10 protein-coding genes are annotated in these 12233 nt (G+C 44.4%); 4 read left to right on the top strand and 6 right to left on the bottom strand.

The features are described from left to right. Positions 1 to 82 precede the first annotated feature (82 nt). Together ACT3TH_RS05625 and ppx are read right to left on the bottom strand one after the other, a co-directional pair. Positions 83 to 886, bottom strand: coding sequence for an acetyl-CoA carboxylase carboxyltransferase subunit alpha (locus ACT3TH_RS05625; protein ID WP_444754872.1), 804 nt, complete (start codon positions 884 to 886; stop codon positions 83 to 85). A gap of 203 nt (positions 887 to 1089) precedes the next feature. Continuing rightward, the gene (gene ppx / locus ACT3TH_RS05620; protein WP_444754871.1) at positions 1090 to 2616 is read right to left on the bottom strand and encodes an exopolyphosphatase; all 1527 of its coding nucleotides are present in this window, start codon (positions 2614 to 2616) and stop codon (positions 1090 to 1092) included. A 423-nt stretch (positions 2617 to 3039) separates the two neighbouring features. Between ppx and ACT3TH_RS05615 the strand changes: the two genes are divergently transcribed. Next, the gene (locus ACT3TH_RS05615) at positions 3040 to 3456 is read left to right on the top strand and encodes an Mpo1-like protein (protein ID WP_444754870.1); all 417 of its coding nucleotides are present in this window, start codon (positions 3040 to 3042) and stop codon (positions 3454 to 3456) included. 259 nt (positions 3457 to 3715) lie between these two features. Here the strand turns inward: ACT3TH_RS05615 and hemL are convergent, their stop codons facing one another. Continuing rightward, a complete protein-coding gene (hemL, locus tag ACT3TH_RS05610; protein ID WP_444754869.1) occupies positions 3716 to 5017 on the bottom strand; it encodes a glutamate-1-semialdehyde 2,1-aminomutase in 1302 nt (433 codons plus the stop codon). Between the two features lie 292 nt (positions 5018 to 5309). Then, a complete protein-coding gene (locus ACT3TH_RS05605) occupies positions 5310 to 5663 on the bottom strand; it encodes a zinc ribbon domain-containing protein YjdM (RefSeq protein WP_444754868.1) in 354 nt (117 codons plus the stop codon). 383 nt (positions 5664 to 6046) lie between these two features. Here ACT3TH_RS05605 and ygfZ point away from each other — a divergent pair, with 383 nt between their 5' ends. Both ygfZ and ACT3TH_RS05595 read left to right on the top strand, forming a co-directional pair. Next, positions 6047 to 6799 carry a CAF17-like 4Fe-4S cluster assembly/insertion protein YgfZ gene (ygfZ, locus tag ACT3TH_RS05600; protein ID WP_444754867.1) on the top strand — a complete coding sequence of 251 codons (753 nt, stop codon included), beginning with the start codon at positions 6047 to 6049 and terminating at the stop codon, positions 6797 to 6799. Positions 6800 to 6855: 56 nt separating this feature from the next. Continuing rightward, the gene (locus ACT3TH_RS05595; RefSeq protein ID WP_444754866.1) at positions 6856 to 8181 is read left to right on the top strand and encodes a D-amino acid dehydrogenase; all 1326 of its coding nucleotides are present in this window, start codon (positions 6856 to 6858) and stop codon (positions 8179 to 8181) included. 78 nt (positions 8182 to 8259) lie between these two features. Here the strand turns inward: ACT3TH_RS05595 and ACT3TH_RS05590 are convergent, their stop codons facing one another. After that, positions 8260 to 10491, bottom strand: a complete 2232-nt coding sequence (locus ACT3TH_RS05590; protein ID WP_444754865.1) for a molybdopterin oxidoreductase family protein — start codon at positions 10489 to 10491, stop codon at positions 8260 to 8262. Positions 10492 to 10578: 87 nt separating this feature from the next. Continuing rightward, positions 10579 to 11325, bottom strand: a complete 747-nt coding sequence (locus ACT3TH_RS05585; RefSeq protein WP_444754864.1) for a TetR/AcrR family transcriptional regulator — start codon at positions 11323 to 11325, stop codon at positions 10579 to 10581. Positions 11326 to 11854: 529 nt separating this feature from the next. On the opposite strand from ACT3TH_RS05585, the gene ACT3TH_RS05580 reads away from it, so the two are divergent. Next, positions 11855 to 12058 (top strand): CsbD family protein, encoded by a 204-nt coding sequence (locus ACT3TH_RS05580; RefSeq protein WP_444754863.1) that lies wholly within the window; start codon positions 11855 to 11857, stop codon positions 12056 to 12058. The last annotated feature ends 175 nt before the right edge of the window (positions 12059 to 12233 follow it).

Here is a 12233-nt window from a genome sequence, read left to right as displayed (position 1 = left end):
ATGAAAAACCAATCGTTAAAGACTTAGTGCTAAATTTCAATATTGAATCAGCGCCCGATTAGATCGCTGGCGCGTTTACCAATTAGCAAGGCAACATCACTTCTGAGTTAAATGACTTCAGCTTCTCATAGCGTAGCTCGCAACGCTTTTGTGCGTCCAAGTCTTTAATCTCATCCAATTGCTCAGCGATAAGTGCTTTCAACGCATTCATCACAGGCTGCGGCTGGATATGAGCGCCTTCCCCTTCTTCGATGACGGCATCAATCAATCCCATTTGATACAAGTTGATCGCATTTAATTTTAATGCTTCACTGGCATCTTGCGCTTTTTCAGCCGTTTTCCATAGGATGGACGCACAGCCTTCAGGCGAGATGACCGAATAAATACTGTTTTGCAGCATATTTACTTTGTCACCTACCCCAATTGCCAACGCGCCACCTGAGCCACCTTCGCCAATAATGGTCACGATGACCGGTACTTTTAAGCTTGAAAATACTGCGATACTCTCTGCAATTGCCTGCGCTTGCCCGCGTTCTTCAGCACCAATACCGGGATAGGCACCTTGGGTATCCACAAAGGTCATGACCGGAATATCAAAACGTTCAGCCATTTTGACCAAACGAATGACTTTGCGATAGCCTTCGGGGTTAGCCATACCGAAGTTATGAGCGATACGCTCGCGAGTGCTACGACCGCGATGCTGACCAATGACCATGACAGGCTTGCCGTCGAAGCGCGCCAGTCCGCCCAAAATGGCTTTATCATCGGCATAAGCACGGTCGCCATGCAACTCATCAAATTCGGTAAATAGCTGATTAACATAGTCCATAAATAATGGACGCTTGGCATGTCGTGCAAGCTGCACACTATCCCAGACAGTGCTCATAGACGCTTCCCTTTAATAATTATACTCAATAATGTCATCGTTATCGATTTTCAGATAATGTTGGTTTTCAGATAATGAAAGTACAGTTGTAAACTCAATACAAGCTATAGTAGCACATCTTATATGGCATGACATTACCGACAAAGCAGCTTTTGTTACGTTAATCTTTAACGCAATCATCACAATAGTAACTTCAAAATGCTTTAAGCAGCGACAACGTTTAGCGTCACGCCCCATTTGGCGAACTGATCGATTTCAGTATAAAGGTCTGGCAACAAGAACGCATAGTGCTCACTACTATCTGCCACAGTGATTTGCCAGCAGTTGTCATCAATAATTTCTAATTTTAATTCTGGTAGTTCTTGATCGCTGCGGCTATGGTGCGCCAATACGGCCAGACGCAGTAATAAACATAGATAAACGAGCTGATCGCCGCCAATACTACAGGTCTGCTCTAACATATCGGCCTTGAGCTTACGACGATGGTTGAGCATGAGCTGTGCCATGCGTTTTTGGTCAACTTGGGAAAACCCTGGAATGTCCGAATACTCAAGCAGATAAGCACTGTGCTTGTGGTAGCTGCTGTGACTGATCGCAAGCCCTATTTCGTGCAAAAACGCTGCACGTCTGAGCAAATCACCGTCTTCATTACTAAGAAGCAGTCTGGCTTTTACTTGCTCAAATAGATAACGACTGGTTTTTACCACTTGTTTGGCTTGTTTTTTGTCACCTGAATAACGCTTAATCAGCGCCAGCACACTACGGTCACGCACATCTTCGCTCGCAAAGCGGCCGAGCATGTCGTACATGACGCCTTCACGCAGCGCGCCATCCGAGTAACTAATAGTATCAATACCCAGTACTTGCATCACAGCACGCAATACCGCTACGCCCGCTGGAAAAATTGCTTTGCGGTGTTCTTTCACGCCTTCTAAGTCGATGTCATCCACATTACCAGTTTTAATCAGTAGTTTTTCAAGGTTTTTGACACCTTTATAAGTGATGCACTCTTGCTCATCGGCCCAGCCTTTTGAGACAAGGACATTGCGTACCGCTTTGATTGTACCACTAGAGCCAACCACACTACTCCAGCCTGTTTTTTGGTAGCGGCCATTAATCGCAAGCACTTCTTTGCGCGCGCCTGAAATAGCATTATTAAAGGCTTCTTTGGTGATCAGACCGTCAGAAAAATACTTTTGTGTAAAGGCGACGCAGCCCATCTGCAAACTTTCAGTCAACAGCGGATCAAACTCTTGACCGATAATAAACTCTGTCGAACCACCGCCAATATCGATGACCAAGCGTTTGTCACTACTGGCGTTGGTATGCGATACGCCCAAATAAATCAATCGCGCCTCTTCACGTCCCGCAATAATCTCAATGGGCTTTGGCAAAATTTTATTGGCACGGCTGATAAAGTCGTTGGCATTTTTGGCTTGGCGTAACGCGTTCGTCGCAACCACACGCAGACGTTCTGGCGGCACTGAATCCAAGCGCGCAACAAAACGACTCAAGCATTCAAGCCCTCGCTTTTCAGCAGCCGCGCTCAAAATATTATTTTCGTCTAGCCCAGCAGCAAGCTGAACCTTTTCAGACATAGAGACTACTTTTCTTACCTCTCCATGGTCGAGACGAGCAATGGCTAAATGAAAACTGTTAGAACCAATATCAATGGCTGCCATCATCTCATCATCGGTGAGTGGTGGGTTTGTAAGGTAGTCAGTAGGCATAAGAGAGATCGTTACCATGTTAGATAAATAGGAAAGAGAAAGATTAACATTGAACAATTAATGGACAGCGTAATTACATGGGGCGCAAAACATGATATTTACGCTGGCCGATGCAGTGGTCACCATTAAAGCATTTATGCCAAAAACTGGCAAGTGACACAAAACCCGAGTACAAACACAAACGCATCTTCAATAAAATCATAGACGTATGCTTCATATCTCGTACTTGTATTAACCATATTGGTTTGCTACATTTGAAGTCAGCAACATTATAATAGATAACAGTAACTTACTGCCTATTTATTAATGTAGATTAAGGATTATAAACGTGGATTAAGGAAAAACTGTCATTATACGTATTAAAATCTGTACTCGACTGTTTTCCGATTGACATACAATAAACGATTAGCAAGGACGCTAAAAATGACTCATATTGATACAAAAAACCAGACCAAAATCGCTGACCATCAAGCTACTGCAAACAGTAGTAAGGATGTCACAAAAACCAAGCCGCTAACCGAACAAAAATTTTACGACTTTTACTTAGATGAGCATCAAAACATGGCTTGCCGTCGTCTGCATTTTGCTGGCAGTAGCTTTGGCTTATTAGGTTTGGCAAAGTCTGTCAAAGACCGTTCGCCAAAACCCTTACTTAAAGGCATTGCCGCTGGATATGCTTGTGCTTGGGTCGGTCATTTCTTCTTTGAAAAAAACAAGCCAGCTTCTTTTAAGTTTCCGTTAAAGAGCTTTGCCAGCGACTTTCGTATGTATGGCGATGTACTGCGCGGCAATTTAAGCTTAAAAGATCGTAAGTATGACAAAGCCAGAAAAACCTATTGATTCTTTATTTCATATCACTATTGTCATCACAGCTACTATTTATCATGGAGGTATTTTAAAATAACATCGATACGTCAATAGCCACGTGCGACTGGTATACATTTTCCTTGCGGACTGCTAATACAGAGGCTACGAAAAATTCATTCCAGTCACACTATATCGTTTTTAAAATGGATAGACTATAGCCACAAAAAAAGCCAGCACCGTAATAGATTTACTGGTGCTGGCTTTTATTTAAAGCGTATCAAACGTTAAACGATTACTTATTTGCCATTTCTGCAAAAATTTCATCGGCCGCTTTAATCGATGCGTCAATGTCTTCTGCGCTATGCTTGATCGACATAAAACCTGCTTCATAAGCAGACGGCGCCAAATAAATACCGCGATCGAGCATGCCGTGGAAGAAGGTATTGAACACATCCATGTCACACTCTGTGACTTCATCAAAGTTCTTTGGCGTAGCCGTATCACTGTCTTTGACAAAGAACATACCAAACATGCCGCCCAGCTTATTGGTGCGAAGGTTGATGCCATGTTTGTCAGCAGCTGCTTGGAAACCGCCGATTAGATGATCTACTTTTGCAGAAAGCTCATCGTAAAAACCGTCAACCGTTAAGTCTTCAAACATCGCAATACCCGCGCGCATCGCCAGCGGGTTACCTGACAATGTCCCCGCTTGGTAAACGCCGCCCAGTGGCGCGATACAAGACATAACTTCTTTTTTGCCGCCAAAAGCGCCAACTGGCAAGCCTGCGCCAATGATTTTGCCAAAGCACGTCAAATCGGGGTCAATGCCGAAATGCGCTTGCGCACCGCCAAGTCCCACACGAAAACCTGTCATCACCTCATCAAAGATAAGCACAGCACCATTTGCGGTACATTCGGCGCGCAACGTATCATGGAATTCTTGCGTTGGGATGACCATATTCATGTTGCCCGCGATAGGCTCCAAGATAACGCAAGCAATCTCTTCACCCCATTTGGCAAAACAGTCTTTAATCGCTTGTGGGTCATTGTAAGGAATAGTAATAGTGTGTTTGGCAAAATCTGCTGGTACGCCTTTCGACGTTGGCTCACCAATATCAAGCATGCCTGATCCTGCTTTTACCAGCAAGCTATCCGAATGACCATGGTAACAACCTTCAAACTTAACAATTTTGTCACGCTGAGTATAACCGCGCGCCAAACGAATTGCGCTCATGGTCGCCTCTGTACCCGAGCTTGTCATACGAATCATCTCAACGCTCGGGACAATCTCACAGATTTTATCAGCAACCGTCGTTTCAAACGGCGTTGGTGTACCAAAGCTCAAACCATCATCAGCCGCCTTTTTAACAGCATCGATTACCTTTGGATGCGCGTGCCCCAAAATCATTGGCCCCCACGAACCCACATAATCAATATATGCATTGTCTTCGGTGTCATAAATTTTGCTACCGTTGGCACGGTGCATAAAGATAGGTGTACCGCCCACGCCAGCGAAAGCACGAACTGGTGAATTGACACCACCTGGAATATGCTTGCGAGCTTGTGCAAATAACTGTTCGTTTTTAGTGCTCATAATTATTCTCTACTTGTAGGTCTTTGCTATTTTATATAGTTAGCCCTAAATAAAAAAGATATACCTATTACAACGCGCTACTGAAACAAATTTTTCTTGCTTGCTGTGCCTTCGCAGACAGAGGCTACGCAAAATTTATCTCAGTAGCGCTGTATTTATTTTTATAATGGATTAACTATATCGATGCGTGTTTATATACTGGTGATTAAATTTTTGGTTTCAATCACATTTACACTCATTGGTTCGAGCTTACTGACACGTTTGGCTATTTTTGCAACAGCCACAGTAAGTATTAGGCTTTTTTAACCACAGAGGATTTGAGCTTCATCGGGCCATAGCCGTCAAGCTTACAATCAATATCGTGACCATCAGAAGCGTCTGGCAACAAACGGATACTTTTTGCTTTGGTACCAACTTTGATGACAATCGAGGAGCCTTTGACTTTTAAGTCTTTAATCACAGTGACCGCGTCGCCGTCTTGTAGCTCGTTACCGACAGCGTCACGAATGACGGCATCTTGGTCTTCGGCTTGAACCGCATCTGTCTCAGCCACCGTCCACTCATGAGCGCACATGGGACATACCAGTAACGCACCGTCTTCGTACGTATATTCAGCATCACATTTTGGGCAATTGGGTAAGCTCATTGTTTCCTCGGCAGCCATGATAAATTGGGTTTATTGTGGAGCAAACATTGTACCGTAACTTGCCACCTTTAACCAATTTGTACATTGAAAACTGACCGCTGTCCCCAAGTTAGACCTTAACCATGACATTTTTTATGAGAGCATGTTTTGTGGTACTCTTCTTAGCTGCATTTGGTTTTTTATAATAGATTCAATTTAAAGAGAAGACAGTGCTGCTGGGACAAATTTTTCTCGCGTGCTGTGTGCTTCGCACGCCAGAGGCTTCGAAAAATCTATCCTTGCTCTCATCTCAATTGTGTCTCTTTGACTTTTAGATGACTGTATCATTGAACTTTACTACCCCTATCTTTACTGAATAAACTTTTATTAGAAGGATAATAATAATGACCCCTGCTTCAAATACATCAGTACTACCGCAATTTTCCCAATTAACCATCCAAGGTGAAGACGCCGAAAAATTCCTACAAGGTCAGTTAACTTGCGATGTCACCAAGCTTGGCCTTAGCTATCAAGCGGCCGCCATCGGTAATTTGAAAGGTCGGATCGAGTTTGGCATTTGGATTAAAAAACAAGCAGAAAAACAGTATGACGTTGTCATCAGTGCCGACTGCGCCGCTGCCCTACAAGCCCATTTAAAAAAATTCGGCGCATTTTCTAAGTTTGATACCAGTGAACCGGTCGCGATTTATCCTTGCGTGCTGGCAGATATGCCGACTTTTAGCCATAAGGACGATCATAATACGCCTGACGATACAAAAGCGTGGATGCAATGCAGTATCGCCACCGGTAATTACTGGATAGTAGCCGCCACTCAAGGTGAGTTTCAGCCGCAAGAGCTGCGTCTGCATCAGCGCGGCGGCATGGATTACGACAAAGGCTGCTATCTTGGTCAAGAAGTCATCGCCCGTATTTACTTTAAATCAGCGCCCAAGGCGTTTTTGCACTATGTTAAAGGTGCAGGTACTGCCCCAGCGGCAGGTGACAAGCTGGATAAAATCCAAGTGGTCAATACAGTGACGACAGCTGAGGGCTTCGAGGCGCTCGTGGTGGCTCGCTCAGAGCATCTTGCTGAGAGTGAGCTGACCGTATTAGATTTACCACCTGCGCTACAAGCCGATGTCGCTCGTCCCAAGTGAAACCAAACGATAAGCGTCTTTTAATGTATCTTTACTAAAACGCAGCAGAGCGTCCTATGACACATATTGCGGTACTCGGAGCAGGCGTGGTCGGCGTGACCACCGCGTGGTATCTACGGCAGGCAGGTTATGATGTGACCGTGATTGAGCGCGAATCTGCCGCAGGGATGCAGACCTCCTTTGCCAATGGTGGACAGATTTCTGTCTCACATGCCACGCCTTGGGCAAATCCTGCTACGCCGATGAAAGCGCTAAAATGGCTGTTTAAAGAAGATGCGCCACTACTATATCGCATGCGTGCAGATAAGGCACAGCTTAAATGGGCATTGCAGTTTTTACAGGAATGCCGCGCCGACCGCGCCGATGCCAATTTGGTACAAATGGTACGTTTGGGTTTGTATTCACGCGATGCCTTGCAGCAGCTGCGCGCCGATATCGGTATCAATTATGAGCAGCAAACGCGCGGTATCATGCATTTTTATACCAATCAGGCTGAGTTTGATGCGGCTATTGCCCCAACGCAACGCATGCAGGAGCTTGGCTGTGAGCGGCACGTGATTGACATCAATAATGCGGTCAGCTTAGAGCCAGCACTTTACCCCATTGCCCATAAGCTTATTGGTGCGACCTATACCAGCCGTGACGAGTCAGGCAATGCAAACCTGTTTACTCAGCGTTTGGCTGAACGTTGCACCCAAGCTGGCGTACGGTTTTTATATGATACTGAGATATTGGCTATCAATACCGATACGCAAGCAAGTCGTCCGCACGTGCACAGTATTACCATTCGCCCTAAGGGTCAAAATGCGCAAACCTTTAGCGCTGACAGCCACGTATTGGCGCTTGGTAGCTATAGTGTGGCGCTGATGAAACCACTGGATATGCATTTGCCTATTTTTCCGGCAAAAGGCTATTCAGCCACTTATCAGGTCAATCCTCGCGCGCCGCACCACGCTCCTTTTGTCAGTCTGATCGATGATGAATTTAAACTCGTCACCTCACGCCTTGGCGATAAATTACGGGTGGCAGGTACGGCAGAATTTAATGGCTACAATATGGATTTGAACCCTGTGCGCTGCGAAGCCATTACTAAGCGCGTGCAGCAGTTATTTCCCAAAGGCATTGTTGCAAGCTCTGTGCAATACTGGACTGGGCTGCGTCCCATGACACCTTCTAATGTGCCATTAATTGGACGCGCTCATCTGGGTCAAGTGCGTCATGGCAGTCACAATGCAAGCGCCACCTTTGACAATTTGTGGCTTAATACTGGTCATGGTACGCTTGGCTGGACGCATGCTTGTGGTTCAGCAAAAGCCATCAGCTTGCTCATACAGGGCGAGACGCCATTGGTCGATTTTGATTTTGTGGGAATAGACGCATAAAAAAAGGCGCTTAACTAAAATATTATAGTTAAGCGCCTTTTTATTATACAAACGAGATAATTCTAATCTAGCAAAATCTTACGCTGCACTGCTGGATTCAGTCTCGGACTCGTTCATTTCTAGATTAGCCGTTTCTAAATCAGTAGCGTCTAAACTTGCCTTCTCTGGCGCAATGGCCTCTAATTGTACGGGAACGCCATTGACCGCTGCATTGCCACTTAAAGAGTCTATTAGCGTATCATCTGTCAGATCATTTACACTAACGCCTGCATGTGCTTGTGCAATCTTTTGCTTCACGCCTTTGCGACCATGACCCCAACCATGAGGAATACTCACGACGTTAGGCATCAGCTCATCCGTGACTTCCGCTACGATAATGACGCTACCAACGCGTGAGGTTACTTTTACGTCTTGACCGTCCTCAATACCGTATGCCTTGGCAGTATCAGGATGAAGCATCAAAGTACAACGTGGCTTGCCTTTGACCAGTCGATGGCTGTTGTGCAACCACGAATTATTACTGCGTACATGACGACGACCTATCAATAACACTTGCTGATCATCATAGTTCTGCATCATCTCTTGTACGCGCTCTAAGTCTGCCTGATAAAAATCCACATTCAGATGAATCTGTTTGTCTTTATGCTTCAAGGCTTGCGGAAGCATCTGTTTAAGTGGCCCTAAATCAATGCCATGTGGATTCTTTTTAAGCTTCCTTAAGTTTAAGCCTTTATAAGGCCCACGTCTTAATCCTTGATCAAGTAAGAGATTTGGACCCAAGACTTTGATAAGCAAGCGTTCAACCTTGGTCGCAATTGGAGGTTTTTTGTCTAGCCGTTTGGCCAGCTCTAAATAAATTTGCCAGTCGTGTTTGGCCTCTTTTTTCTTACGAAATAGGGCTTTTGAGTACTTTGCCACGTTATGCACGGCAAAACCATTAAAGGTAAGGTCATAATGGTCGCGTTCTAGTGGCGATACGGGTGGCAAGATAATATTGGCATGACGACTCGTTTCATTAACGAAATAATCCAATGAGACCATAAAATCTAGGTTTGCCAAGGCTTTGTCTAATTTTTCGCCATTGGGTGTGCTGAGCACTGGATTGCCAGCGACTGTCATAAATCCTTTTAATTGTCCCTCGCCTTCCACCAACATCTCTTCCGCCATAGTAACGACTGGATAATCGCCATTAAAGTCAGGCAATTTACTGACTCTGCTATGGCGCTTACCTAAGTAACCTGGGCCTGAATTATTGACCACATCGACGGCAGGGTGCGGGAACATCAGCCCGCCTTCTTCATCCAATCGGCCTGTGACGATATTAATCATCATAATCAGATATTGACTCAATAACCCGAACTCTTGCACTGAGACACCCATGCGCCCATAGCAGACAGCGCTTTCGGCCTCACAAAACTCTTTTACCATACGCTTGATTTCGGTGGCAGCCATACCTGTAATACTGGCAACCGACTCTGCGCTATAATCCTTGGCAAACTCTGCAACTCGCTCAATATCTGGTGCTAATGCCGCAGCTCTATTATTCTTAGCACGGGCTTTTTCGGCATAACCTTGTACGTAGATTTCATTCAACATCGCCAACAATAATAAAACATCGGTCGCTGGGCGAATGAAATGATGCTCACTTGCAATATCTGCTGTTTCTGTTCGCCTTGGATCTATCACGACCACCTTACCGTCGCGCGCTTTAATATCTTTTAACTTTTGGCGCATGTTTGGTGCAGTCATGATACTGCCGTTAGACGCCAGTGGATTACCACCAATGATGAGCATGTACTGGGTACGATTGACATCGGGTACTGGAATACGCAGCATATGCCCAAATAAATGCAAACTCACGATGTGGTGTGGCAATTGGTCGATGGAGGTGGCGGAGAAGCGGCTGCGCGTTTTGATACTGGTCAATAAATATTTAATCGTTAACATACCGCCCAAGTTATGGACATTTGGATTGCCTAGATAGATACCAAGTGCATTTTTACCATGTTTTTGCTGTACTGATTCGATGCCAGCAGCCACCTTATCCAACGCATCAGTCCAGCTGATCTCTTTCCAGCCATTGGTTGTCCTTTCTACTGGTTGGCGCAAACGGTCGCTGTCTTCATGCAAATCTTGTAAAGCAGTGGCTTTTGGGCAGATATAACCTTGCGAAAAAGGATCGTCTTTATCCCCTTTAATCGATAAGATTTTTTCGCCCTTATGTTCGATGACAATCCCGCACATCGCCTCGCATAAATTGCAGGTTCGAAAATGAGTTTGTTTTGTCGTCTCAGCTTGTTCACTGCTCATGATTGCACTCCCTGTGATTGTTTTTCGGTAGTTACTCCGATATAAATTCCGTTTTATAACTGTCTTCGCTTAAGCCACCTGAACCACTTAATAGGTCACTAGATTCTTATAATCCTCTTGAGAAAAGTTGCCAAAAAGTGCATCAAAGTTTCTGCAAAGCATACTGATGGCTTGTTGCCTTGAATAACGCGCCTGATGACAACCCAATATCAGCTCATGCACTTGTGCCGTCGCAATGTCGACACAAAGATGCACTTCAGACCACTTAAACGAGCGATCGGCTGATGACAGTCCTTGAATGAATATCTCTACCCACTCCTCTTTTATCTCACCGATCAAACCTTCCAACCCTTGAGCTACTGAACGATGACTTCTGTTGCTCTCATTGGATAAGGGCAAGTTTTCTTTTAGATGACAGCGAAGACTGTCTTCAATCAGACGTTGAAATAAGTCAATGTTTTGAAACGCAGCATCAAAAATCATGGTCAAACAATGCTGGCAACGCTGATGGAATTCCTCATCAGTTAGTGTGGGATAATCCTTTAGCATGCTTATCCAAGCCAGACGCATAGGAGAAAGATAATTGTGTTTTAGCTGCTCGCTCAATTCGACTTGCAATGCCTCTAAGCTATCAAAATGATTATAAAAACTTGGCTGTGCGATACTCGCGCCTTTTGCGACTTTGTTCATGCTCAAGCCGCAACTGCCCTCCAAACTATATAGCTGCAACGCACTTTTTAACAAGGCACGGCGCGTTTTGGCTTTTGCCAGCTCACGCGTCGTTTGCACTGGGGTTTTTGACACTGTGTCTGAGAGGGTATTGAGTGCATTCACTGTCGATTTATCCTAACTTTGTCAGACATTGTAATTTATAAAATATCGCTTTTTATGACATTCTGAAAATCGGTATTGTTTCAACTATAAGCTTATAGCCATTTTGCTCTTAAGTCTATGAGTAAATATTTAGTCAAGTTTTTAGTCAGCCAAATCTAAGAAGAATAAAATAGTATTAGAAATAAACGCCCAAGCCAATCAGTCAATATTTCGCTAATAACTCTTAAACTCATTAACATTTTTGACTATTATGTTTGCCAAAACACGCTTATGATTGCCAAAACACGCTGACTATTACACAAATGAGTGGCCCATAACACAAATGTGCAGTTATCCATAATGAAGTAACACTCTAAACATTGCCTATACAGACAACGCAATTTTGAACGCCTATATTAGGTGTTACCAGCTGACTTGCTAGCTTGTTTTTACTGGCTTGGAGCAAACGCTGCGAAGTAAATCGATTATTAAAGACAGACGGAATAATTGTCTTAATGATCAATCTCACAATAATAGAAGGAATATAATAATGAACGAACATACTTTGAAAGGCGAATGGAACCAAATGAAGGGTTCAGTCAAACAGAAGTGGGCAGAGTTAACTGATGACGATATGACGCACATTGAAGGTAGCCGCGATAAACTGGTGGGCCGTGTACAAGAGCGTTATGGTCATGCCAAAGAAGATGCAGAGCGTGAAGTCGATGACTGGCGCCGCGAAAACAAATACTAATTTGTATTGCTGATACTGACTTGTACCGCTGATACTAAAGCGAACAAATAATGATCTGACTAGCAATCGAGAAAATAAGACCGTATGACAGCTCATACGGTTTTTTTGTGGAAAAAAGTATGAGTGAGCAACGGGGTTATAGATTCTCTACTCTATGGAGATAGATGAGTATGTC

Source organism: Psychrobacter sp. AOP22-C1-C5 (assembly GCF_052378885.1).
Taxonomy (GTDB): Bacteria; Pseudomonadota; Gammaproteobacteria; order Pseudomonadales; family Moraxellaceae; genus Psychrobacter.
Note: the sequence above shows the minus strand (reverse complement) of the source record. Positions and strands in the feature narration are given on the sequence as shown.

Bases quoted from the DNA above. Each gene is read 5' to 3' on its own strand.
- ppx (WP_444754871.1), bottom strand. From the start codon at position 2,616: ATGCCTACTGACTACCTTACAAACCCACCACTCACCGATGATGAGATG.
- ACT3TH_RS05595 (WP_444754866.1), top strand. From the start codon at position 6,856: ATGACACATATTGCGGTACTCGGAGCAGGCGTGGTCGGCGTGACCACC.
- ACT3TH_RS05605 (WP_444754868.1), bottom strand. From the start codon at position 5,663: ATGAGCTTACCCAATTGCCCAAAATGTGATGCTGAATATACGTACGAA.
- hemL (WP_444754869.1), bottom strand. From the start codon at position 5,017: ATGAGCACTAAAAACGAACAGTTATTTGCACAAGCTCGCAAGCATATT.
- ACT3TH_RS05615 (WP_444754870.1), top strand. From the start codon at position 3,040: ATGACTCATATTGATACAAAAAACCAGACCAAAATCGCTGACCATCAA.
- ygfZ (WP_444754867.1), top strand. From the start codon at position 6,047: ATGACCCCTGCTTCAAATACATCAGTACTACCGCAATTTTCCCAATTA.
- ACT3TH_RS05580 (WP_444754863.1), top strand. From the start codon at position 11,855: ATGAACGAACATACTTTGAAAGGCGAATGGAACCAAATGAAGGGTTCA.
- ACT3TH_RS05590 (WP_444754865.1), bottom strand. From the start codon at position 10,491: ATGAGCAGTGAACAAGCTGAGACGACAAAACAAACTCATTTTCGAACC.
- ACT3TH_RS05625 (WP_444754872.1), bottom strand. From the start codon at position 886: ATGAGCACTGTCTGGGATAGTGTGCAGCTTGCACGACATGCCAAGCGT.